The organism is Aeromonas schubertii, from assembly GCF_000820105.1.
Lineage (GTDB): Bacteria > Pseudomonadota > Gammaproteobacteria > Enterobacterales > Aeromonadaceae > Aeromonas > Aeromonas schubertii.
Map to the genome: position 1 here is coordinate 42,197 of NZ_CDDB01000017.1, position 23,105 is coordinate 65,301.

18 protein-coding genes are annotated in these 23,105 nt (G+C 61.8%); 9 read left to right on the forward strand and 9 right to left on the reverse strand.

The genetic code is table 11. The features are described 5' to 3' along the window. Positions 1-7 precede the first annotated feature (7 nt). From BN1133_RS03505 to rfaH, 8 genes are all read left to right on the forward strand, one after another. Entirely contained in the window at positions 8-535 is a 528-nt protein-coding gene (locus tag BN1133_RS03505) for a MotA/TolQ/ExbB proton channel family protein (protein ID WP_050665169.1), read from the forward strand. A 54-nt stretch (positions 536-589) separates the two neighbouring features. Beyond that, positions 590-997, forward strand: a complete 408-nt coding sequence (locus tag BN1133_RS03510) for an ExbD/TolR family protein (RefSeq protein ID WP_005346259.1) — start codon at positions 590-592, stop codon at positions 995-997. 15 nt (positions 998-1,012) lie between these two features. Continuing rightward, a complete protein-coding gene (locus tag BN1133_RS03515) occupies positions 1,013-1,648 on the forward strand; it encodes an energy transducer TonB (RefSeq protein WP_050665170.1) in 636 nt (211 codons plus the stop codon). Positions 1,649-1,657: 9 nt separating this feature from the next. Beyond that, on the forward strand, positions 1,658-2,902 hold the full coding sequence (locus tag BN1133_RS03520) for a tetratricopeptide repeat protein (RefSeq protein ID WP_050665171.1): 1,245 nt from the start codon (positions 1,658-1,660) through the stop codon (positions 2,900-2,902). Positions 2,903-3,163: 261 nt separating this feature from the next. Then, positions 3,164-4,207, forward strand: coding sequence for a methionine ABC transporter ATP-binding protein MetN (gene metN / locus BN1133_RS03525; protein ID WP_050665172.1), 1,044 nt, complete (start codon positions 3,164-3,166; stop codon positions 4,205-4,207). Beyond that, positions 4,188-4,841, forward strand: a complete 654-nt coding sequence (locus BN1133_RS03530; RefSeq protein WP_050665173.1) for a methionine ABC transporter permease — start codon at positions 4,188-4,190, stop codon at positions 4,839-4,841. The genes metN and BN1133_RS03530 overlap by 20 nt, the downstream gene beginning before the upstream one ends. A 27-nt stretch (positions 4,842-4,868) precedes the next feature. Continuing rightward, positions 4,869-5,669 carry a methionine ABC transporter substrate-binding lipoprotein MetQ gene (gene metQ, locus BN1133_RS03535; protein ID WP_050665174.1) on the forward strand — a complete coding sequence of 267 codons (801 nt, stop codon included), beginning with the start codon at positions 4,869-4,871 and terminating at the stop codon, positions 5,667-5,669. A 94-nt stretch (positions 5,670-5,763) separates the two neighbouring features. Beyond that, entirely contained in the window at positions 5,764-6,261 is a 498-nt protein-coding gene (gene rfaH / locus BN1133_RS03540; protein ID WP_050665175.1) for a transcription/translation regulatory transformer protein RfaH, read from the forward strand. Between the two features lie 2 nt (positions 6,262-6,263). Here rfaH and BN1133_RS03545 read toward each other — a convergent pair whose 3' ends face one another. From BN1133_RS03545 to arcB, 6 genes are all read right to left on the reverse strand, one after another. After that, positions 6,264-8,219 carry a methyl-accepting chemotaxis protein gene (locus BN1133_RS03545; RefSeq protein WP_050665176.1) on the reverse strand — a complete coding sequence of 652 codons (1,956 nt, stop codon included), beginning with the start codon at positions 8,217-8,219 and terminating at the stop codon, positions 6,264-6,266. 34 nt (positions 8,220-8,253) lie between these two features. Next, the gene (locus BN1133_RS03550; RefSeq protein ID WP_050665177.1) at positions 8,254-9,468 is read right to left on the reverse strand and encodes an EAL domain-containing response regulator; all 1,215 of its coding nucleotides are present in this window, start codon (positions 9,466-9,468) and stop codon (positions 8,254-8,256) included. Further along, on the reverse strand, positions 9,458-13,729 hold the full coding sequence (locus tag BN1133_RS03555; protein WP_050665178.1) for an ATP-binding protein: 4,272 nt from the start codon (positions 13,727-13,729) through the stop codon (positions 9,458-9,460). Before BN1133_RS03555 ends, BN1133_RS03550 begins: the two co-directional genes overlap by 11 nt. Positions 13,730-13,907: 178 nt before the next feature. Beyond that, positions 13,908-14,117: a hypothetical protein gene (locus tag BN1133_RS03560; RefSeq protein WP_050665179.1), complete on the reverse strand. Its 210-nt coding sequence runs from the start codon at positions 14,115-14,117 to the stop codon at positions 13,908-13,910. 272 nt (positions 14,118-14,389) lie between these two features. Further along, on the reverse strand, positions 14,390-15,727 hold the full coding sequence (dgt, locus tag BN1133_RS03565) for a dGTPase (protein ID WP_050665180.1): 1,338 nt from the start codon (positions 15,725-15,727) through the stop codon (positions 14,390-14,392). Positions 15,728-15,737: 10 nt separating this feature from the next. Beyond that, a complete protein-coding gene (arcB, locus tag BN1133_RS03570; RefSeq protein ID WP_050665181.1) occupies positions 15,738-18,044 on the reverse strand; it encodes an aerobic respiration two-component sensor histidine kinase ArcB in 2,307 nt (768 codons plus the stop codon). Between the two features lie 188 nt (positions 18,045-18,232). Between arcB and BN1133_RS03575 the strand changes: the two genes are divergently transcribed. After that, complete coding sequence (locus tag BN1133_RS03575; protein WP_050665182.1) at positions 18,233-19,237, forward strand: DUF2860 family protein; 1,005 nt, start codon at positions 18,233-18,235, stop codon at positions 19,235-19,237. 13 nt (positions 19,238-19,250) lie between these two features. Here the strand turns inward: BN1133_RS03575 and BN1133_RS03580 are convergent, their stop codons facing one another. From BN1133_RS03580 to BN1133_RS03590, 3 genes are all read right to left on the reverse strand, one after another. After that, entirely contained in the window at positions 19,251-20,543 is a 1,293-nt protein-coding gene (locus BN1133_RS03580; RefSeq protein WP_169793525.1) for an NAD(P)/FAD-dependent oxidoreductase, read from the reverse strand. A 147-nt stretch (positions 20,544-20,690) separates the two neighbouring features. Then, positions 20,691-21,770 (reverse strand): class II fructose-bisphosphate aldolase, encoded by a 1,080-nt coding sequence (gene fbaA, locus BN1133_RS03585; protein ID WP_050665184.1) that lies wholly within the window; start codon positions 21,768-21,770, stop codon positions 20,691-20,693. 117 nt (positions 21,771-21,887) lie between these two features. Continuing rightward, positions 21,888-23,051, reverse strand: coding sequence for a phosphoglycerate kinase (locus BN1133_RS03590; RefSeq protein ID WP_050665185.1), 1,164 nt, complete (start codon positions 23,049-23,051; stop codon positions 21,888-21,890). Positions 23,052-23,105 lie beyond the last annotated feature (54 nt).

Consider the following 23,105-nt stretch of genomic DNA (forward strand, 5'->3'; position numbering starts at 1 on the left):
GTCATCCATGTGGTTCTGGTTGATTGAGGAAGTGGAGTCCGTCCGCCGGTTCCTGGGACTGGGTGGCGACGTCTTGGTCGCCATCTTCTTCCTGACCCTGCTGATGTGGGCCCTGCTGCTGGAACGCTGGTTCTATTTCGTGACCGTTTATCCGAAACAGGTGAGAGAGACCAAGAAGTCCTGGCTGGCGCGCACCGATCACCTCTCCTGGTCTGCCAAGCAGATCCGGCGTGAGATGGTCTCCCACGTTGCCATGGCGGTGGACAAGGGGATGCCGATCATCAAGGTGTTGATCGCCCTCTGCCCCCTGATGGGACTGCTCGGCACCGTAGTCGGCATGGTTCAGGTGTTCGATACCCTGGCCGTGACCGGTACCGGTTCGCCGCGCGCCATGGCCTCGGGCATCTCCAAGGCGACCATACCGACCATGGCCGGCATGATCGCCTCTCTCTCGGGTCTGTTCTTTGTTAATCAGCTCGATCACAAGGCCAAGCTGGCCGTCGACAAGCTGGAAGACAACCTGAAACACGGTTAACGCAGGAAGCACTGGCCGGGGCAGGGCCCCGGCCATGAGCAAGGAGTATTTGCGATGAGAAAACGCTATAGCGATAGCGGCGCCGACGAGGCCGCCATCGATCTCACCCCCATGCTGGACATCGTCTTCATCATGCTCATCTTCTTTATCGTCACCACCTCCTTCGTGAAGGAGGCCGGTGTCGAGATCAACCGTCCCAGCGCCAACACGGCCGAGACGGTGAAGAAGGGCAACATCATGGTCGCCGTGCGTGAGAACGGCCAGGTCTGGGTCGACAAGCGTCAGGTCGAAGTGGGTGCCGTGCGCGCCAACATCGAGCGCCTGCGTGCCGAAAACCCGGAGAGCGCCGTGGTCATCCAGGCCGATACCGAGTCCCGCTCCGGTATCGTGGTCGAGGTCATGGATCAGATCCGCATGGCCGGCGTGCAGAACATCTCCATCGCCGCCAACAAGGAAGGCTGATGCCAGGAGGCGACAATGAGATATCTGATATCCCTCCTGGTCTCGTTTGTGGTGGTGTTTGGCCTGTTCTGGGGAATGAACAGGCTGGTTAACCAGCACAGGGGTGAGTTGATCGAGAAGGAAGACCCGAGCATGGTCGACTTCATCCGCATCAAGCCCCAGGAGACCCTGCAGGAGAAACAACGCGAGCTGCCCAAGCCGCCTCCTCCCAAGCGTCCGCCGCCCCCTCCCGAGCTGGAAGTGGCAAGCACGGATCGCCCCAAGATGGAGAGCGCGCCCATGGACATGCCCAAGCTCGATCTGCCAGTCAACATAGGTGGTGGCAACGCCCTCGGTGCCTACAGCACCGGTACCGGCGGCGGTGGCATAGGTGGTAACAACGGAGCGATTCCGCTGGCGACCTTCGAGCCCATGATGCCCCGCAAGGCGGCCCTGGCCGGGCTGGCATCGGGCAAGGTGATACTCGAGTTCACCGTTACCGAGCGCGGTACGGTCAACAACATTCGCGTCGTGCGCGAGGATCCGCGCAGCTACGACCTTGGCAAGGAAGCCAAGAAAACCGTAGCCAAGTGGACCTTCAAGCCGGCCATGGTGGATGGCAAGCCCCAGGCCAGCCGGATGCAGCAAGAGATCGAGTTTGCGGTCAACTAAGGAGTGGCGATGAAAGGATGGAAACAGTGGGGCCTGGCCCCGGTCGCCCTGGCGGTGCTTATCAGCACCGCCCCCTTGGCGGCAGAGCAGCCGGCCCTGTCGGATCGCGCCTACCGTGCGGTCAACAAGGCCCAGGAGCTGATCACCGAGAAGAAATATGGCGAGGCCAACGCCAAGCTGCAGGAGGCGCTCTCGGGCGCCGGCGAGCGCATCTACGACAAGGGCGTCATCTTGCAGACCCTGGGCTTCGTGGCGGCGCAGCAAGAAAAGTACGGCCAGGCCACCAAGTACTTTGCCGCGGCGATCGCCACCGGCGGTCTGCCGGCACCGGTCGCCCAGCAGGTACGCTATAACCTGGCCCAGCTCTATATGGCGGAAGGCAACTTCCAGGCCTCGGTGAAGACCATGAAGGAGTGGTTTGCCAATCTCGGCAAGGATGAGAAGCCCACGCCTCACGCCTACATCACTCTGGCCAACGCCCACGTTCAGCTCAAACAGTACAAGGAGGCCATCCCGGCCGCCGATCAGGCGATTCGCCTCTCCGGCGCCAAGGCCCCCGAGTCCTGGTATCTGTTGAAGATGGGTGCCCATTACGAGCTCAAGCAGTACAAGCAGGCCACCGAGGTGCTCACCGCCCTGGTCGGCATGTTCCCGGAGAAGAAGAAGTACTGGATGCAGCTGTCGGCCATGAACCAGCAGGCCGGCAATGACACCAAGGCCCTGGCCGCTCTGGAGAGCGCCTACAAGCTGGGTATGCTCACCGAGTCGGCCGAGCTGCTGCGCCTGTGCAACTATCTGGCCTTCAACGGCATTCCCCATCGGGCTGCCCGCGTGATGGAGAAGGGGATGAAGGATGGCGCCATAGAGCAGAGCGCCACCAACCTCAGGACCCTGGCCAACTTCTGGCACCAGGCCAAGGAGATCAACCCCGCCATCGATACCCTGATGGCCTCTTACCGCAAGGCGCCGAGCGGCGAGCTGCAGCTCAAGATGGCACGCATGATGGTACAGGCCAAGCGCTACGGGGATCTGGTGACCCTGGCTGGCAAGCCGGCACCCGGTGCCAATGGTGAGCAGCGTGCCGAGCTGCGCTTCCTCTCCGGTGTCGCCCTGTTCGAGCAGGACAAGCCCAAGGAAGCCCTGGCCGCCTTCTCCCAGGCCGCCCAAAACGGTGTCATGAGTGGCCGTGCCACTCCCTGGATCACCTTCCTCAAGGAACAAAATAGCGAGCTGCAGGAAACCGCAGCCCAATAACCACTACAGAGCGGCCCGCGCCAGCGGGCCCACCCTTTGCCTTGGTGGCAATTGACCGCTCTCCGGAGCGGTCTTTTTTATGTTTCCAGGAAACATCGGCAAGAGATGTTTAGACGTCCAGACGTAAAAACATTCGTTGACATGGCCATCCAGACATCTTAGCATCATCCACTACTCAGGCAGGGTCTGACCGCCATTCCTCTGCCCAATTTTTCAGCGACCAGTCCCCCGTACTGCGACGCTCTCGACACGGATGATTTCATGATTAAATTGATCGGTCTGAGCAAGGTATATGGTCACGGCAACGATGCCGTGCATGCCCTGCGCGAGGTGAGTCTGGAGGTGCCACAGGGCAAGATCGTCGGCGTCATCGGCGCCTCGGGGGCCGGCAAGAGCACCCTGATCCGTTGCGTCAATCTGCTCGAGCGTCCCACCACGGGTCAGGTCGTGGTCGACGGCACCGATCTCACCGCCCTGCCCGAAGGGGCACTGACCCTGGCTCGCCGCCAGATCGGCATGATCTTCCAGCACTTTAACCTGCTCTCGTCGCGTACCGTGGCCGGCAACGTCGCCTTCCCCCTCGAGCTGGCAGGATGGGACAAGGCCCGCATCGCGGCCCGGGTGGCCGAACTGCTCGCCCTGGTGGGACTGGAGCACCGCGCCCAGGCCTATCCGGCCGAGCTCTCCGGCGGGCAGAAGCAGCGGGTGGCCATCGCCCGGGCCCTGGCCCCCTCCCCCAAGGTGCTGCTGTGTGACGAGGCCACCTCGGCCCTCGATCCCCAAACGACCCAGTCGATCCTGGCACTGCTTAAAGAGATCAATGCCAAGCTGGGGCTGACCATACTGCTCATCACCCACGAGATGGAGGTGGTCAAGCGCATCTGTGACGAGGTTGCCATCATCAGCGACGGCAGGCTCATCGAGCGCGGTGAGGTGGCCTGGTTCTTTACCCATGCCAAGACAGAGCTGGCCCGGGACTTCATCCGCTCCACCATCCATGTGGCCATTCCCGAGGAGTATCAAGCCAGGCTGGTGCCCGAGCGCATCGAAGGGAGTTACCCTCTGGTCAAGCTGGGCTTCACCGGCAACACGGTCGATGCCCCCCTCATCTCGGAGGTGAGCCGCCGCTTCGGTATCGACATCAGCATCCTCTCCGCCAACATAGAGTACGCAGGCGGGGTCAAGTTTGGCTTTATGCTGGCCGAACTGTTTGGGGATGCCGGCCAGTGCGAATCGGCCCAGGCCTTCTTTATCGAACATCATATTCAACTGGAGGTGCTGGGCTATGTCCGAAGCCATGGTTAATCTGCTGATCTCCGCCCTGGGTGACACCCTTATCATGGTGCTGGCGTCTGCGCTGTTCAGCTGTCTACTGGGACTGCCGCTCGGCATCGCCCTGCACGTGACCAAGCGCGGTCAGATCCTGGAAAATCCGGCTCTCAACTGGGCTCTGGGACTGGTGGTCAACATAGGACGCTCGGTCCCCTTCATCATCTTGCTGGTGGCCATCATCCCCTTCACCCGCTTGGTGGTCGGCACCAGTATCGGCACCGCCGCCGCCGTGGTCCCGCTCACCATAGGAGCCATCCCCTTCTTCGCCCGCCTGGTGGAAGGAGCCCTGATGGAAATCCCCGACGGCCTGGTGGAGGCGGCCCGCGCCATGGGGGCCAAGCCGCTGCAGATCATCGCCAAGGTGCTGCTGCCCGAGGCCCTGCCCGGCGTCATCAACAGCGTCACCATCACCCTGGTGGCCCTGGTCAACTACTCGGCCATGGCCGGCGCCATCGGAGGTGGCGGCCTCGGCGACGTGGGTATTCGTTACGGCTACCAGCGTTTCGATCCCCTGGTCATGCTCACCACTGTGGTGATCCTGGTGGTGCTGGTACAACTCATTCAGAGCCTGGGAGATCGCCTGGTCAAACGGGTCGATCACCGCTGATTCAATGATTCTTTACAGGAGGTAAACATGAAACTGGGTATCAAATCTGTCGCGGCCGCCCTGCTGGCCGGTCTGGTACTGGCCGGCTGCGGTCAGAAGGAAGAGAGCAAGGTACTGAAGGTCGGTGCCATCGCCGGTGCCGAGTCCGAGCTGGTCGAGACGGCCGCCAGGGTGGCCAAGGAGAAGTACGGCCTGCAGGTCGAGGTGGTGACCTTCTCCGACTACGTCACCCCGAACGTGGCCCTGAACGATGGCAGCATCGATCTCAACGCCTTCCAGCACAAACCCTACCTGGATGCCCAGGTCAAGGATCGCGGCTTCAAGCTGGTGCCGGTCGGCAACACCTTCGTCTATCCCATCGCCGGCTACTCCAAGAAGATCAAGTCCCTGGACGAGCTTAAAGAGGGTGCCCAGGTCGCCGTTCCGAACGATCCCACCAACCTGGGTCGCTCCCTGATCCTGCTGGCCAAGCAAGGGCTGCTGACCCTCAAGGACAACGGCAACCTCAACGCCACCGTACTCGACATCGTCGCCAACCCGAAAAACCTGAAGATCGTCGAGCTGGAAGCCGCTCAGCTGCCCCGCTCCCTGGAGGACGTGGATCTGGCCATCATCAACACCACCTTCGCCAGCCAAATCGATCTCACCCCGAACCGTGATGGCCTCTTCGTCGAAGACAAGGAGTCCCCCTACGTCAACCTGATCGTGGCCCGCGAGTCCAACAAGGACGAGCAGAAGGTCAAGGAGTTCGTGCAATCCTTCCAGACCGACGAGGTCTACAAGAAGGGTGACGAGCTGTTCAAGGGTGGACTGGTCAAAGGCTGGTAATTCACCAAACGACCCGACAAGGCCACGTTTAACGTGGCCTTTTTGCTTCCAATCGCTATCATATCGACAGGAATAGCCGCACAATTTCACTCTTATGCATCAATGGTATCTGGCCTACTGCAAAGCCAAGGAAGAGGGGCGCGCCGAGGCCAATCTGAAAATGCAGGGCATCGAGTCTTACTACCCCATGGTCGAGGTGGAGAAGATCAAGCGCGGCAAGCGGGTCAAGGTACGCGAACCCATGTTTCCCGCCTATCTCTTCATCTATGCGGATCTCGAGGTGGTGACCCCTCTGAGCATCAAGTCTACCCGGGGCATCGCCCGCATCATCCGCTTTGGTGAGGAGTGGACCCCCATCCCCAAGCAGCTGGTCTATAGCCTGATGAGCCAGGATGACAGCGACGAGGCGAGGGCCAAGTATGCCGAGCTGCCGAGCCCGGGAGACAAGGTACTGATCGAATCAGGCCCCTTCCAGGGGATAGAGGCCATCTATCAAGAGCCGGACGGCGATCAACGGGCCATACTGCTCATCCATCTGCTCAACAACGAAACCCCTGCCAGCATCGCCAACCAGGAGTTCCGCCGTCTCTAGGCTCACTCCAGCGTAAAACGTCCCAGCATCTCACGCAGCCGGCCGGTGTTCTCACCGAGCCGGTGTACCACCCGGTTCCCCTCTTCCCCCCGATCTCCTGCCTGCTGACAGAGGCGCGCCATGTCGGCCAACCGCTCGGCGACCGACGTCGCCACATCCGATTGCTGATGGGTGGCCGTATCGACCTCGGCCAGTCCCTGGGCCAGGGCTCGTACCCGCTCGGCCGTTCTGGCGAGCAGTTGACTGGCCTGTTGCACCGCCGCTTCGCCACCGGCCACCAGCTCGGTCCCTCTGGCCACCGTCTCGGCCGTGGTGCGGGTCTGCTCCTGGATCTGCTGAACGCTGGCGGCAATCTCCCGGGTCGAGCCCTGGGTGCGCTGGGCCAGCTGGCGCACCTCGTCGGCCACCACCGCAAAACCTCGCCCCTGATCGCCGGCCCGGGCCGCCTCGATGGCCGCGTTGAGGGCAAGCAGGTTGGTCTGCTCGGCGATGGAGGCGATGACCCCCGTCACCTGGCCAATCTGTTCACTCTGACCACGCAGCGCCCCCATGGCGCCGTTGGCCTCCTCGATCATGGCCGAGACCGCCTCCATGGCTCGGGTCATCAACCCCAGGCTCTGTACCACCTCACCCAACCCGACCTCGGTCGCCCTCGCCTCACGGGCCGTCTGCTCCACCGTGCCGGCAATGCCACGCGCCGCCCCCGAGATGTCGCTCATGGCCTGCGCCACCTGCTCGGACTGGGCCATCAACTCCCCCAGCAGCTGGCGCAGGGAGGTAGAGAGGGAGGCCACATCTCCCCCCGCCTCATCCACCCGCACCACCAGTCCCTGCAGGCCCGAGACCAGCTCTCTGAGTTGCCCCGTCATGCGGTTGACGGCAGCGGTCAGCAGCCCCAACTCGTCCCTGTGGCGACTGTCGAGGGGGGAGAGGGGCAGATTCCCCTCAGCCACCGACTCGGCCCGGCGAACCAGCGGATCGATCCCCAACCCCACCCGCCGTGCCAGCCAGATGGCGATGCTCATACCCAGCAACAGGGTGCTCAGGGTCACCATCAGCAACAACAGCGAGATGGTGGCGCCTGTTCTGGTCAGGGCCTCGGATATCTCGCGCACCGAGCCTTCGGCCTGGAGCACCCGCTGCTGCGCCTCGCCCACCAGCTGCTGCTGCCTCGGCTCAACCTGACTCGCCATCAGGTGGTTGGCCCGGTTCCAGTCTGGCGCCTGACGCAGGGAGATCACCTGCTCCACCAGTTCGTCGAAGGGGGTCATCATCTCCTTGAAGAGAGGCCAGAGATCCCGCTGGGTCTGACTCATCTCCGCGTTGCGGGCGTCGAGCTCGGTCACCCGTTGCCGGTGGAAGGCCTGATAGTCACGAAACTTCTGCAAGTAGTCGGGTGAGCCGGTGATCAGGAAGTCGCGCAGGGCGGAGAGGGCATTGGATAGGCTGTTATAGGCATCCCCCACCAATTTCAGAAACTGGCGGCGGTCGCCAGGCAGGGAGCCCGCCGGCGCGGCCACCTCCTCGTTGGCGAGGGACTGCAACTGATCGAGGGCCGCCTCGGCCAGGGGGCCGGCCTCTTGCAGCATCAGGGTATGGGCCGGCAGGTTCTCGTCGCTGTGGGCCAGTTGCCACACCTGCTCTTGCAAGGGGCGCATATCCCCGGTATTGGCGCCGGTCTGCTCGAGGTCCTGCCAGGCCTGTTGCCACTCCTGTTGCAGTCGCTTCGCCTGCTCCGGCTGGGCACCGAGGATGAGGTAACCACGCAGTGAAGAGACCGTCGCCACCAAAGCCTTCTGACTCGCCTCACCCCGTTGCAGGGTGGGGAGCGCCTCATCGAGCAGACGCTGCTGCGCCTCCTGCATCTGGCGTTGCTCCCCGTAGATAAGCAGCGAGCCCGCCAGCACCATCAGATTGATAACACCAAATCCTGCCAGTAGTTGATGCACTATTTTCATGAACGACCCTGTTCCTTATGGCGCATCCTGCGCCCTATTCACCACTCAGGCGGGGGATGACCTCTTGCCACTCCCGGTGCCACTCCTGCAGCTTCTCTCTGGGCATGGGGCGCCCGGAGAAGAAGCCCTGGCAGACATCACACCCCAAACTGGCCAGTTGCTGCCAGGTCTCTATGTCCTCAACCCCCTCGGCCACCGACTTGAGCCCCAGCTTGCGAGCCAGCTCGATGCTCGACTCAATGATGGCAAGGCGGGAAGGGTCCCGATAACAGCCATCCACGAAGGAGCGGTCCAGCTTGAGTTCGGTGAAGGGGAGCAACGCCAGCTGCTGCATGGAGGAGTAACCGGTGCCAAAATCGTCGATGGAGAGGCCAAAGCCGTGCATCCGAAGGCGAGTCAGCACCTCGAGGGACTGGCCCAGATCCTTGACGAAGGCGCTCTCGGTCACCTCCAGGGTGATCAGCTCGGGGTTGATGCTCCAGCGCTGACACTGGTCGATCAGGATGGCACACAGATCCCCCTCGATGAGGGAGGTGGTCGAGAGGTTCATCGACAGGTTGAGAGAGAGCCCCGTCTCCTGCCAGAGGTGACCATCCTTGAGGGTGGCCCGGATGATCTGCTCGGTCAGCTCATCGATAAGCCCCGAGTGTTCCGCCAGAGGGATAAAGCGGGAGGGCATGATCAGCCCCTGCTCGGGGTGGAGCCAGCGCGCCAGCGCCTCGAGGCCGACCCACTCCCCGCTGGAGAAGGAGACTTTGGGCTGATACCAGGGGAGCAGCTCACCGTATTCCAGGGCCCTGCGCAGATCGTCGAGATCTATCTCCTGCCTCGCTCCCGCCTCCTTGCCCCGAACGGGATGGGGCCTCCAGCTCTCGATCATCTGCCGGATCCGGGCCTGACTGGCCGGTTTTTCCAACCGCCCCAACACCTGCAGACCGTAGGCACTGCTCATGCGCAGCACGGCGCCCACCACATCCTCCTCGAGCGCACTGGAGAGGATGATGCCACCGTGAAAACCGCTCAGGGAGAGGCGCCTGAGCAAGGCCATCCCGTCCATACCGGGCATTCGCAGATCACAAAAGAGGATATCCACCGGTTGGCTGTCACAGATGGCCAAGGCTTGCTCGCCATCGGCGGCCTCCAGCAACCGGCTGTACCCCAGTCCGCCGAGTTGGTGCAACAACGCCTTGCGCTGGAAGGCATGATCCTCCACCACCAGAATCACCACATCGTGCTGTCTATTGTTCATCGAGCCATAGTCCAATGTCGTTTTCGATTTGCTGCATCATTTGCCAAACGCTCTGTGCCAGAGGGGCAACCCTGTCCCATTGACGTAGACGCGCCACACTCTCCAGCCTGGCGGCCTCATCGGCCAACGACTCATATCCCGCCATCCGTGCAGCCCCCTTGACCCGGTGTGCCGCCTCGATGAGGGGAGCGGCCTCCCTGTGCTCCACGGCCTCTTCGATCACCCGCCCATCCTGGCGATTGGAGGCGATAAACTCTTGAGCCATGGCGCCCGCCGTCGCGACATCGCCAAACAACCTTATCCAATTATCAGCCAATTCAGCATATTGGGGATCCTCTGTGACAGTCGGCCCGGTCACTGCCGTCGTCGGCAACCATTGGGAGAGCATCTGCCACAGGGTCTCCAGGGTGTAAGGTTTGAACAGGCTGTCACTCATCCCCGAGTAGGCCATCTTGGCCACCGCCTCTCCCGAGGTGTCGGCCGTCACCCCTATGATGGGGCGCTCATCCCCTTGCTGACGCAGGCGCCGGGTCAGGGAGTAGCCATCGAGCACCGGCATGTGGCAATCGGTCAACAGCAGGTCAAACGGCTCTCTCTGCCAGACGGCAAGGGCTTGCTCCCCCTCTTCCACCACGGTGGCCGTCACCCCCAGGGTCTCCAGCTGGCGGGCAATCAGGGCGCGATTGATCGGATGATCGTCGGCGACCAGCACTCGGCCCACCAGGCGCCCTGGCGCTCGCTTGGCCATGACATCGCTACGGCTGGGGGCCAACAACTGCTGACAGCTCTCCAGCAACAGATCAGGGTAGAGAGGCTGGGTGCCAAGACGCCACCACTGCTTGTCCAGGCGGCTTCGCACCGCCTCGCGGGGGGAGAGGATGATGCCTCCCTGCATGCGGCTGCGCAACCGCTCCGACTCGCGGGCACCGAGCACCGCCTCCAGCTCCGCCTCATCGGCCAGCAGGAAGCCGTCATCGAGAGAGCCCAGTTGCTGCCGATCGACCAACTGCAAGATGGCTCCCTGACGCGTCAGCAGAGGATGCCAGGAGGCTTCCCCCAATACCCACCAGCGCCTTCCCTGCAGAGAGGGTGGCGTACTCCACGGGGAGGACAAGGGGAGGGTGAAGGTCACCGAGGTCCCCTCTCCCGGGGCGCTGACGAGCGTCAACTCCCCCCCCATCTGCGCGATCAACTGGTGGCAGATAGCCAATCCCAGACCAGTCCCCCCATAACGGCGGGAAATATCGGACTCCACCTGCTCGAAGGGGGTAAAGAGGAGCGACTGCTTCTCGGAGGCAATACCAATACCGCTGTCGGATACGGTGACCCGCAGCAGGGCGCCATCCCCCTCCACCGCGATCCGAATACTCCCCCGCTCGGTAAATTTTACCGCATTGCTGAGCAGGTTGGAGAGCACCTGCCCCACCCGAATCGCGTCCAGGTCGGCCCTGTCGGGGACTCCCTCTCCCCACAGCAGCTCGACGGCAAGCCCCTTGCCATGGGCCTTGGCCGCATGGCCCCGCACCACGTCACACACCATGCGGCACAGCTCGCAGGGCTGAACATCCAGATGGAGCTGACCGGCCTCTATCTTGGAGAAGTCGAGTATATCGTTGACCAGATAGAGCAGGTTGTTGGTCGAGGCGACCACGTTGTGGAGCAGATAACGCTGGTCCTCATCCAGTGCACTCATCTGCAGCAGCTCCAGCATGCCGTGCATGCCCGAGATGGGGGTGCGCAGCTCATGGCTCATGGTGGCCAGGAAACGGCTACGGGCCTGCATGGCACGCTCGGCCGTGTTACGGGCCTGCTGCAGCTCCAGGGCCTGACGGGTCAGCGCCGTGATATCTTGCACCATGACATAGAGCATGAAGCTGCCATCGGGCAGGGGGTCGACCCTCCCCTTGACCTGGAAGTTGAGCACTTCACCGGAGGGGGCCGTGATAGGCAATACGAGATCGAGGCGATGTTCGGTCTCGACCTGATGTGCCAGCTGGGGGCCGAAGCGATCCAGATCAAGAGCATAACCGTGCAGCTCCAGCGCCTGGTGAAAACCGCTGGTTTGCAACAAGAGATCACGGCGTATCCCCAGCAAGGGCTCGATCCCGGCGCTGGCATAGAGAAACTCACCGACATTGAGACCCAGGTAATGGTACTGGTAGACGAAGCCCGGTACGTTGTCGGTCAACTGGGTCAGCCTGGACTCCATCTCCCGGGCATGGCGCTGGGCCTGACGCAAATCGGTGATGTCGGTGAGCACGGTCAGAATACCCAGCTGTTTGCCATCGGCCCCCGACAGCCGCCGCTTGGTATAGAGCATCTCGTGTTCCACACCATCCTGGAGCTGCACCTCCCCGTGGCCATTGATCTCGATACCACTCTCCCAGACCCGGGTGTCTTCGGCCATCACCCTCTCCCGTATCGCTTCGGGCAGGTTGTCCTTGAGCAGGTGGTGGTAGCTCCCCTTGAGATCGCGGCCGCCGAAGAAGAGATTGCGATAGGCTCGATTGGACATGGTGATCTCGTGATGTGCGTTGGTCAGCACCACCAGATTGGGCAGGGTATCAAGCAGCATCTGCACGAAGGCCAGTTGCTCGGCCAGACGCTGCTCCGCCTCGAGGCGCTGGCTTATCTGCCGGCGCAGGGTACGGTTCCAACCGAAGAAGATGAGACTACAAAGCAGGAAGAGCCCCCCAGCGATCCCTCCCCAGAAGAGAACCCGCTCACGGTTCACCCCCGTCTGTATGGTCAGACTGAGCCAGCGTTTTTCCAGTGTAGTGAGCTCTTCCCGGCTCACCGTCAGCAGGGCCTTGCTCAGGATCTGCTGCAGCAACTCCCGCTGGCGAAGTACGCCCATGGCGATGGGGAGATTGAGCTCTTCACCCGAATAGACCAACACATAGCGCTGGTTAAATCCCCTGGCAATGGAGTCCTGAAGGGTACTGATACTCATCAGCACATAATCGACACGGCCCGCATCGAGCAGTGCCAATAACTGGGTATCGCTGGGCACCAGGACGGTGGTCGCCCCAACCGCATCGAGCATTTCACCCTCGACCGAGGCGGCGACCATCCCCACCCGTTTGCCCCTTAGCAGGTCGAGGCTCGGTAGCTCGGTGGCCCCCAGCCGGCCCACCACTACCCGCTTCACGCTGGCATAGTCAGGTGTGAAAAGGATAGAGCGACGGCGCACCGGTGTGGGCGTCATGGCTGGGAGAAAGTCCACCTTCCCCTCCCGCAGCAGTCGTTGACTCTCCTCCCAGGAGCGGGTCGGCACCAGAGTAAAATTCAGTCCGGTACGTTGCCTTATCAGACGCAGCAGATCGCTGAGATAGCCGCGCAGCTCACCGTTTTTATCGATCTCGCTAAAGCTGGGCCAATCCGGCGCGATGGCGAAACGCAAGGGGCCATGGTCCAACAGCCAATCCCGCTGGGCGCGGGTAAAGCTGGCATTGTAAGGCGCTTGGGCACTTCCCAACTCCCCCAACGGCGAGGCCTCAAAGATGGCCTTTCTCTCATCGAGGGGGATCTGGTTCATGCCCCAGGTAATCGCCCTCTTCAGCATGGGCTCACGAGTGGCGATAGAGATGGAGAGATGCATCGGATCCAGCCAGGCAGGCGTGACCACCAGCAGGGGCGATGAGGTGAAGTGCTGATACCATCTCAGGGTCGGCAAATCGGCCACATAAGCATCGAGGAGCTGCCGCTTGACCAGCAACACGCCCTCCTGATCGCTGTCGACCTCGACCACCAGCCCCATCCCCAATCCACGCAAGGCCTCACAGTTGGCACTGGCGCGCTCACAACCGACTCGCATCACGGCCGTTTGTTGTTGCGTCGGCTCAGGGGTTCCGTCCCGCAGTAACAGAGCCCTGGGGATATTGAGCAGTCCCAGCTCCAACCGCTCAGCCCCCTTGCCCGCAGGGCCGGCAAAGCCGAAGAGCAGGTCAACCTCCCCCCGGGTCACCGCCTCCTGGGCCAGATGGAAGGTGAGATAGGGACGAAAATGCACAGTGACCCCCAACACCTGTGCGAGATGCTGGGAAAAGTCGATGAGAGGACCACTGAATCCCCCTCTGCCATCGATGTAGAGATAGGGCGGCCACCCCTTGGCAGGTACCCCCATGCTTAATTCGGTGTGTACCTTCAGCCAGGCACTCAGCCCCCTCTCGGCACCAATTCCAGAGGGACGCTCGACCGCCCCCGCCCACACGGGCAGCAGCAGCCATAACAGAAGAGCTTTTAAGCAGAGGGTACGCATCGTGAATGTTTCATGTTAAATGGCCGGCAATAATAGTGTTTTTTCTCAATTTGAATAATAAAAAAACAATAAAACCAGTTGGCAGCGAATGAAATCCCCGCCTGAATCCTTTAGCGGAATAAAATGGGGAGGCTTCGCCTCCCCTTGCTTCGGGTCCGGGGGAAACGCCCCCCCGGGATTACCGTATTCGATTCCCAAGGCGAAAGCCGGTTTGATATTGCCGCTCCAGGATCAGGTTCACGGCCGGCCCCTGCTCACGCCCCTCCAGCCCGATGTCACGGAGCAGAGCCGGGGAGAGATGAACCGCCATGAGGCGACGCTCGATGCGGGCAATACGACGCTGTACCAGGCTTTCCACGCCACGCAGCAGAACCAGTTCGATAGACATAAAAGATCTCCGTCAGAGCCCGTCGGCACTCCCGGAGAGAGGAACATCACCCTGCGAAAGTGTCGCGGGTGATGATTAAAAGGGGGGGTTATTCCCTGCTCATCCCACGCGAGAGACGTGCGCACGCATCCGCGCTCAGATGGCGCAGTGAGGTCGCTTGTTGGGTCATGAGTTGATTCATGATCGTCTCCTCGTAGATGAAAGGTTGAACAGGTTGCAGCAGTCTAAAAAAACGATGCCCCCATGGCAATCGGACTCACCCCATTTGGGGGTCACAGGCCACAGAGCAGGCGATACTCCTGCTGAATATAGGTGTCCGTCATACCGCTCACGTAATCGAGCAGCAGCCTGACCCTGTAATACCACTCCTGATGCGGTGGATCGGGGAAACGGGGATCCGCACAGGCGATGGCACGCTGATAGGCCCGGATATGGCGGGCCGAGAGGCGATGCACCAGGCGGCGCAGCACGAAGAGCCCCTGGCTGTCACCGGCCAGCAGCCCCTGAAAACGGTCGGTCGGCAGCGCCAACAACTCTCCGTAGGTATCCAGCACGGTGCGCAGGGCCGCATAGCCCTCCAACTCCAGCGCCTCCACCTCTGGCCTCAGGAAGACCTCTTCGCGAGCCACCTGGCGCAGGCGATCCAGCGCCCTGGCTGGCGCCGTCTGACCGTGGAGCAAGGGGCGAGGGTAACGTCCGGCCAGGATCGCCTCGTGCTCGGCCAGATAGGTCCGGGCGGCCAACGCCACCAACTCGGCGGTGAGCTGCTCCCGAAACGGGGCGAAGAAGCGCGTGTCCGTCGCCAGCGCCTCCTCGATCAGCTCGCCAAGGTAGGGCTCGGCACTCTCGCGCAGCGCCTTTTGCAGCGTCTCGCTGGAAAGAATGCGCCTGTCCACCGCATCCTCCAGATCGGCGATGCAGTAAGAGATATCGTCGGCCGCCTCCATGATATAGGCGAGGGGATGGCGAGCCCCGGGCTCCAGGCCGAGGGAGTGCCACAGCCCGGCGATAAGCGGGCGCTCACTCAGGTAGACACCGCACTTGGCCTGCCATCCCTCTCCCTTGCCCTCCCCCGGGTACTTGCACAGGGCCGCCAGCTGCCCCTGGGTGAGATCCAGCTCGTGCAATGAGTGCACCAGCCGCAGGCTCTGGGCATTGCCGTCGAAGTGGCAGAGGTCCTCCCGAAACGGGAGCCACCGGGGGAGGTTAGCCTGCCCCAAGGCCGCAAGGTAGCAGCGATCGTGATGGGTCTGCATCCACTGCCCTATCACCTGCTCCCCGAAGTGACCGAAAGGGGGGTTGCCCACGTCGTGCAGCAGCGAGGCCATCTCCACCAGGTTGATGAAGACCAGCGAAGGCACTCCGGCATCGGGCAGTGCCGCCAGGATCTGCCTGGCTATTTGACGACCCGTCTCCTGCACCTCGAGGGAGTGGGTGAGACGGCTGCGTACCGACGCCTTCACATCCAGGGGAAAGACCTGGGTCTTCTGCTGTAACCGACGCACGGGCGCTGCCTGGACAATGCGGGCCCGATCCCGTTCGGTCGCCTCGAGCAACCCCTCCCCGACCGGCCGTAAAGAGCGCAGGGGGGGGATCAAACGTGCATACATGGGTCTCTCCTCAGCTCTCTAGCCAGCGCCGCAGCGCCTTGAGATCCGCCGGATATTCACGGCGCATCGCCTCGATCCAGTCCTCCACGTTCTCCCACCAGGCGGGGAGATCGGGGCTCTGGATCTGCTGGGCCAGCCCCTGAATGCGGCGCAGCCCGATGGAGCCCGCGGCCCCTTTGATTTTATGCGCCTCCTCGGCAATCCCCTTCTGATCCCGCGCCGTCATGTTGGAGTCGAGCACCGCCATATAGTCGGGCATCATCTTCTCGAAGAGATCGACGCTGGATCGCATCAGCGGCTTGCCCACCGCCCCGGCATAATCCTCCAGGAAGGCGAGATCGAGCACACCGCTGCCACCGCTCTCAAGCGGCGCCTCCTCATCCATGCCTGCAAACAGCCGCCCCAGCACATGGCGTACCGCCGCCGAACCGATGGGTTTACGCAGCACATCGACCATGCCGGCATCGAGGTAGGTCTGGCGATCGGTCACCAGATTGGCGGTGAGGGCCACCATGGGGGGCAACACCTCCCCGTATCGCTCGAGCAGAATGCGGGCGATATCGAAGCCGGTCATATCGGGTAGCTGAATATCGAGCAGGATGAGATCGAAATCATCCGGATTGGCCTTGGCCAGGGCCTCGGCCCCGTTTCGGGCCACCTCGACCCTGTGGCCAAACTTCTGCAGCAGGGCACTCGCGACCGTGATGTTGAGCTCCACATCCTCCACCAGGAGGATATCGAGGCTCGGTATCTCGCCAAGCTCCCCCGGTGCCTCCGGGGCATCGGCCAGATCGACCTCCAGCTCCACGGTGAAACAGGCCCCCTCTCCCTGATCGCTGTCGACCATGAGACAGCCCCCCATGGCCTCCACCAGCTGACGCGAGACCGCCAGACCGATGCCGGTGCCGATGGCGTGCTTCTGCTCCCCCTTGACCTGATAGTACATGGCGAAGATCTTCTCCTGCTCCGCCGGGGCGATACCGATGCCGGTGTCCTCCACCTCGAAGTGCAGCGCCAATCGCTGCTCGTCGTCACCCGGATGAACCAGACAACGCACCGTCACGCCGCCCTCGTCGGTAAACTTGACCGCATTGCCCACCAGGTTCCAGAGGATCTGTCGCAACCGGGTGCCATCGGCCATGACGAAGCGAGGCACATCCCCATCCCGGTCGAAATGCAGATAGAGCCCTTTCTGCTCCGCCTGAATACGCGACAGGGTTTCGAGTTCGTCGAGGAAGGCCGGCAGCTCGAGACGGGCCGGGGCTATCTCGAGGCGACGGCGGTCGAGTTTGTCCAGATCGATGATGTCGTTGAAGATATTGCCCAGGGTCACGGCGCTCAGGTGGATGGTCCTGAGCTGCTGATGACGGGTCTCGTCGAGGGGGGTATCGAGCAGGATGCGGCTCAAGCCCACGATGCCGTTGAGCGGTGTACGCAGCTCGTGGCTAATGGTGGAGATGAAGGTGGTCTTGTCGCGGCTCGCCTTCTCCAGCTTGTCCTGATACTGCTTGCGCTCGGTGATGTCACGGCCAAAGCCGAGCAGGCCCAGGCGCTTGCCGAAGCGATCGTAGAAGGGAACCTTGCGCAGCTCGAAGTAGGCCTTGCGCCCGTCCGGATACTCCAGCCACTGCTCATAGGTGAGCGGACTGTCGTCGTTAAAGACCTTGCGATCCGTCTCCACGATACGGGCCGCGATATCAGCCTTGTAAACATCGAACGGGGTGAGACCGATAAGCTCCGACTCGCTGCGCCCGGTCAGCTCCTCCATGGCCCGGTTACAGCCGGAGAACTGCTCCTGTTCGTTGCGGTAATAGACCAGATCCGGTGAGCAGTCGATAAAGGAGCGCAGCAGGGCGGTGCGCTCCTCCAGATGGAGCTGGGCCTTCTCCCGCTGGAACACCTCGTTTTCGAGATCCTCGATGGCCTGCTGGCGGGCCTTCTCCAACTGCTGGGTCTGGCCAATCTGGGCATTGAGGCGGGTGATGTTCTCCTGCAGTTGGCGGTTAAGCTCCAGATCCCGCTCACGCATCTCCTGCAGCTTGGTCACCATACGACTCAGGCGCTGGCGGGAGTCTTCCAGCTGGTCGACCACGATGGAGAGAAAGTAGACGGCCCAGGGGGTCACCAGCAGGCCGAAGAAGATGGAACGCACCAGATCGACCATGTCGACCGCATTGCGTAAAAACAGGGTCACCCCCATCTGTATCGACACCGCCAACACTATGATGCCGGTCGCCAGCAACATGCTGAAACGCACCAGACCGAGCTTGGTCATCAGGTCGACGTAATACTGGGCCCACGACTTGATCTGCTTCATCCATCCGATCCCTTCTCATATTTGGCCAACAGCATACCAGTCGGCGCGCCCGGACTCACCTGCCCGAATGTCGCCCAGCTCGCAGGGAATTGATTTAATATGGGCCGGGTCGCGCCCTGGTCATCCCGGATTCATCACAGATGGCTATCATGCGCGCCCGATCCCCACCCTGCTCAGGAGACCACTGAATGAAATATGCCTTGCTGCCACTGGCCCTGCTCGGCGCTCACCCGGCGCTGGCCGATGTGACCACCATCCCCACCCAATCCGGTTTTTCCGGGTTCGTCATGGGGGGCGTGACGGCCCGCCAGTATGAATCCAATCTCTTCAAGGGAGACAAGGGGGACTCACGCCTGGATGCGCTCGACACCAGCCCATCCCGGCATGACGCTCTCAAGCCCCTGTTCGGGGCCGATCTTCGCTACACCTTCGCCGAGACCGGTACCCAGATCTTCCTGGGTAACCTGATCCAGGATGCGGTGCGCTACGATCTCACCCAGCAGCTGGGCATTCGCCAGCAGTGGGGCAATCTGGGCATCTTCTCGGCCGGCTATGTCTTCTCGGCCATGCCCACCGAGACCTGGAGCGATCCCTATTTCGTCTCGGGTGAGCGCAGCGAAACCGACTACAGCACCCGGGGTGTGCGGCTGGGCTGGGACAACATAGGCCACAGCAAGGTGAATGCGGCCTACACCTGGCGACGCAGCCAGGTCGACGACGAGCAGAGTGGCCGGCAGTTGGTGAGCCAGGGGAAACTGAGCCAGGAGCAGGCGGCCATGCTCGATCGCAACGGCGATCTGCACCGACTCGAATTCTCCTACGACTGGCAGCTGCCTTCGGGCCACTTGTTGAGCCCGGCCCTCATCTACAAGCGGGCAGAGCTCGATGGTGCCGCCGAGCGCAGCGACACCCTGCATCTGCAGTTGACCCATGCCCTGCGCGGACCACAGTGGAGCCTGGTGTCAAACCTCTACGGGGGGTGGCGCCACTACGACGAGGCCAACCCCATCTACGGCCAGAAGGCCGATGCCAACGAATGGGGCGCCAGCAGCACCTTCTTCTGGCACCGTCTGTTCGGGGTTGAGCCGCTCAGCGTCTTCGTAAGCGCCTCGTGGGGCAGTGCCGACGCCGATATCGACTTCTACGACTCGACCATGCTCGCCGTCAGCACCGGGCTCATGTACCGGCTCTGACAGCCGACCCCGTTTAGAGCAGATCCTTGAGACGGTACCAGAGCATACCAAGTGCCAACAGGGGGGAGCGCAGATGAGGTCCCCCCGGGAAGCGCAGATGGGGCACGGCGGCGAAGAGATCGAAGCCCCGGCTGTGGCCATGGATCGCCTCGGCGAGCAGGCTGGCAGCCAGGTGGGTCGCATTGACCCCGTGCCCCGAGTAAGCCTGGGCGTAGTAAACATTGGGATGATCCGGCAAGCGCCCGATCTGCGGCAATCGGTTGGCGCCGATACCAATCATCCCTCCCCATTGAAACTCGATGGCGGTCTCGGCCAGCTCGGGGAAGACCCGTAGCAGCTTGGGTTGCATGAAGGTCTTGATGTCCTTGGGGTCGCGCCCAGAGTAGTTGCAGGCTCCCCCGAACAACAGGCGACCGTCCGCCGAGAGACGATAGTAGTCCAGCGCCACATTCTGATCGCACACCGCCATATTCTGCGGCAGCAGCCGCTCACGGACCCGCTTGGGCAGTACCTCGGTAGCCAGAATATAGGAGCCTGCCGGCAGCACCCTGGCCCCCAGCTCCCGATCCAGTTCGTTGAGATAGGCGTTGCAACCGAGCACCAGGGTATCGGCCTCGACCCTTCCATGGCGAGTGGTCACCCTGACCTTGCTACCGTAGTCAACCCGCGTCACCTGGGAGTGCTCGAACAGGCGCACACCTAAAGAGGCGGCGGCGCGGGCCTCACCGAGGGCCAGATTGAGGGGATGCAGATGGCCAGAGCCCATATCCACCATGCCACCTATGTAGCGATCCGAGCCGACGATGGCGTGGATCTCCTCCTTCGGCACCTGGCGCACCTCGAAGGGGTAATCGAGTGATTCCAGGTGACGCTGGGCCGCCTCGAAATCCACCAGGTGGCGCCACTTGGTTGCCAGATCGCAATAACCCAGGGTGAGATCACACTCAATCCCGAAACGGGCAATGCGATCCTTGACCAGCTGCACCGCCTCGATCCCCATCCGATCCAGCTCGCGCACCCCTTCCTCTCCGATATAGCGCGCGAACTGGCTGGTATCGTGGCCAACCCCGCGAATAAGCTGGCCACCATTGCGCCCGGACGCTCCCCAGCCGATGCGTCGCCCCTCCAGCAGAACCACGTCATAGCCGAGTTCGGCCAGATTGATGGCGGTGTTGAGGCCGGTAAAGCCCCCCCCGACGACGCAGACATCGGCGCGGATCTCCCCCTCCAGTTCGGGCCAGAGGGTGTCGTCATTGCGGGTTGCGGCGTAGTAAGAGTGGGGGTGTTCCTGTGCTCCAGGGGTCATCATCAGCATCCTGCCAGTGAATAAGATGTTTACCAAACTAAACGAATTTGGCCGCTATGCCCACTACTCCGGCTGTGATGTTTATCAAACAAAAACAAAAGGCGCCCCGAAGGGCGCCTTTTCATGCAATCGAGGTGCTGTAACGAATTACAGTACGTCGATGGCGTTCAGGTCGGAGAAAGCCTGCTCCAGACGCTTGATCATGGAAGTCTGGCCTTCACGCAGCCATACGCGCGGGTCGTAGTACTTCTTGTTCGGCTTGTCGGCACCTTCCGGGTTGCCCAGCTGGCCTTGCAGGTAAGCTTCGTTCTTCTTGTAGAAGTTCAGCAGACCTTCCCAGGTCGCCCACTGGGTGTCGGTGTCGATGTTCATCTTCACCACGCCGTAGGAGATGGACTCGCGGATCTCTTCCAGAGTGGAGCCAGAGCCACCGTGGAACACGAAGTCCAGGCTCTTGGCCGGCACACCAAACTTCTCGGAGACGTACTTCTGGGAGGCGTCCAGGATGGAGGGGGTCAGCTTGACGTTACCCGGCTTGTAAACACCGTGCACGTTGCCGAAGGAGGCAGCGATGGTGAAGCGCGGGCTGATCTTGGACAGACGCTCGTAGGCGTAAGCCACGTCTTCCGGCTGGGTGTATAGGGCGGACTGATCCATGTGGCTGTTGTCCACGCCATCTTCTTCGCCACCGGTGCAACCCAGTTCCAGCTCCAGAGTCATGTCCATCTTGGCCATGCGGGTCAGGTACTCGCAGCAGATGTCGATGTTCTCTTCCAGAGACTCTTCGGAGAGATCCAGCATGTGGGAGGAGAACAGCGGCTTGCCGGTCTCGGCGAAGTGCTTCTCGCCGGCTTCCAGCAGACCGTCGATCCACGGCAGCAGCTTCTTGGCAGCGTGGTCGGTGTGCAGGATCACCGGCACACCGTAGGCTTCGGCCACGGCGTGAACGTGCTTGGCACCGGAGATGGCACCGATGATGGCAGCCTTCTGACCTTCCAGCTTCAGACCCTTACCGGCGGTAAAGACGGCGCCGCCGTTGGAGAACTGAACGATGACCGGAGCCTTCACCTTTGCGGCCGCTTCCAGCACGGCGTTGACGGAGTCGGTACCGACGCAGTTGACCGCCGGCAGGGCAAAGCCGTTCTCCTTGGCGACAGCGAATACCTTCTGAACGTCATCACCGGTGATAACGCCGGGTTTTACGAAGTCGAAAATCTTCTTAGACATGTTTCTCGTCCTATTCTCGTATGCCGATAAAAAATTGTGGGGGTTCATCATGAACCGGCATGGGCGGGCACATGATAGACGAAACGGGAGGCTTTTGCCCCCCGTTTCGGGTCACGATCAGGCTTTGGCGCGCTCTTCCAGGATGGCGACGGCCGGCAGCTTCTTGCCCTCTACAAACTCCAGGAAGGCGCCGCCGCCGGTGGAGATGTAGGAGACCTTGTCGGCAATGCCGAACTTGTCGATGGCGGCCAGTGTGTCACCACCGCCAGCGATGGAGAAGGCCGGGGATTCGGCGATGGCGCGGGCGATCACTTCGGTACCCTTGGCGAACTGGTCAAACTCGAACACGCCGACCGGACCGTTCCACAGGATGGTCTTGGCGTTCATGATGATGTCGGCCAGGGCCTTGGCGGAATCCGGACCGATGTCGAAGATCATGTCGTCGTCAGACACGTCAGCCACAGACTTGGTGGTGGCCGGGGTGGTCTCGGAGAACTCTTTACCCACGACCACGTCGGTGGTGGCCGGGATGGAGGTCTCGGCAGCCAGCTTCTTGGCGGTGTCGATCAAGTCGTGCTCGCACAGGGACTTGCCGACGTTGTGACCGGCAGCGGCGATGAAGGTGTTGGCGATGCCACCACCGACCACCAGCTGGTCAGCGATCTTGGAGAGGGACTCCAGTACGGTCAGCTTGGTGGAGACCTTGGAGCCACCGACGATGGCAACCATGGGACGAGCCGGGTTGTCCATGGCCTTGCCGAGGGCTTCCAGCTCACCAGCCAGCAGCGGGCCGGCACAGGCAACCGGCGCGTACTGAGCCACACCGTAGGTGGAGCCTTCGGCGCGGTGGGCGGTACCAAATGCATCCATTACAAAGACGTCACACAGGGCGGCGTACTTCTTGGCCAGCTCTTCGGTGTTCTTCTTCTCACCCTTGTTGAAACGGCAGTTTTCCAGAACGACCAGCTCACCGGCGGCGACGTCCACGCCATCCAGGTAATCCTTGGCCAGGCGAACTTCGCAGGACAGAGCGTCTTTCAGATAGTTGACGACCGGTTGCAGGGAGAACTCTTCGTTGTACTCGCCTTCGGTCGGACGACCCAGGTGGGAGGTGATCATCAGCTTGGCACCCTTCTCCAGCGCCAGCTTGATGGTCGGCAGGGTGGCTTTGATCCGTGCATCGGAGGTGACCTTGCCGTCTTTTACCGGCACGTTCAGGTCAGCACGGATCAGGACGCGTTTACCAGCCAGATCCAGGTCGGTCATCTTGATAACAGACATATTCAGTCCTCTATATTTTTCCAGGTAATGTTAAAAACAGTAACCTTGTCCCCG

Coding starts and splice junctions, on each gene's coding strand:
- BN1133_RS03505 (WP_050665169.1), top strand. CDS start 8: ATGTGGTTCTGGTTGATTGAGGAAGTGGAGTCCGTCCGCCGGTTCCTG.
- BN1133_RS03510 (WP_005346259.1), top strand. CDS start 590: ATGAGAAAACGCTATAGCGATAGCGGCGCCGACGAGGCCGCCATCGAT.
- BN1133_RS03515 (WP_050665170.1), top strand. CDS start 1,013: ATGAGATATCTGATATCCCTCCTGGTCTCGTTTGTGGTGGTGTTTGGC.
- BN1133_RS03520 (WP_050665171.1), top strand. CDS start 1,658: ATGAAAGGATGGAAACAGTGGGGCCTGGCCCCGGTCGCCCTGGCGGTG.
- metN (WP_050665172.1), top strand. CDS start 3,164: ATGATTAAATTGATCGGTCTGAGCAAGGTATATGGTCACGGCAACGAT.
- BN1133_RS03530 (WP_050665173.1), top strand. CDS start 4,188: ATGTCCGAAGCCATGGTTAATCTGCTGATCTCCGCCCTGGGTGACACC.
- metQ (WP_050665174.1), top strand. CDS start 4,869: ATGAAACTGGGTATCAAATCTGTCGCGGCCGCCCTGCTGGCCGGTCTG.
- rfaH (WP_050665175.1), top strand. CDS start 5,764: ATGCATCAATGGTATCTGGCCTACTGCAAAGCCAAGGAAGAGGGGCGC.
- BN1133_RS03545 (WP_050665176.1), bottom strand. CDS start 8,219: ATGAAAATAGTGCATCAACTACTGGCAGGATTTGGTGTTATCAATCTG.
- BN1133_RS03550 (WP_050665177.1), bottom strand. CDS start 9,468: ATGAACAATAGACAGCACGATGTGGTGATTCTGGTGGTGGAGGATCAT.
- BN1133_RS03555 (WP_050665178.1), bottom strand. CDS start 13,729: ATGCGTACCCTCTGCTTAAAAGCTCTTCTGTTATGGCTGCTGCTGCCC.
- BN1133_RS03560 (WP_050665179.1), bottom strand. CDS start 14,117: ATGTCTATCGAACTGGTTCTGCTGCGTGGCGTGGAAAGCCTGGTACAG.
- dgt (WP_050665180.1), bottom strand. CDS start 15,727: ATGTATGCACGTTTGATCCCCCCCCTGCGCTCTTTACGGCCGGTCGGG.
- arcB (WP_050665181.1), bottom strand. CDS start 18,044: ATGAAGCAGATCAAGTCGTGGGCCCAGTATTACGTCGACCTGATGACC.
- BN1133_RS03575 (WP_050665182.1), top strand. CDS start 18,233: ATGAAATATGCCTTGCTGCCACTGGCCCTGCTCGGCGCTCACCCGGCG.
- BN1133_RS03580 (WP_169793525.1), bottom strand. CDS start 20,543: ATGACCCCTGGAGCACAGGAACACCCCCACTCTTACTACGCCGCAACC.
- fbaA (WP_050665184.1), bottom strand. CDS start 21,770: ATGTCTAAGAAGATTTTCGACTTCGTAAAACCCGGCGTTATCACCGGT.
- BN1133_RS03590 (WP_050665185.1), bottom strand. CDS start 23,051: ATGTCTGTTATCAAGATGACCGACCTGGATCTGGCTGGTAAACGCGTC.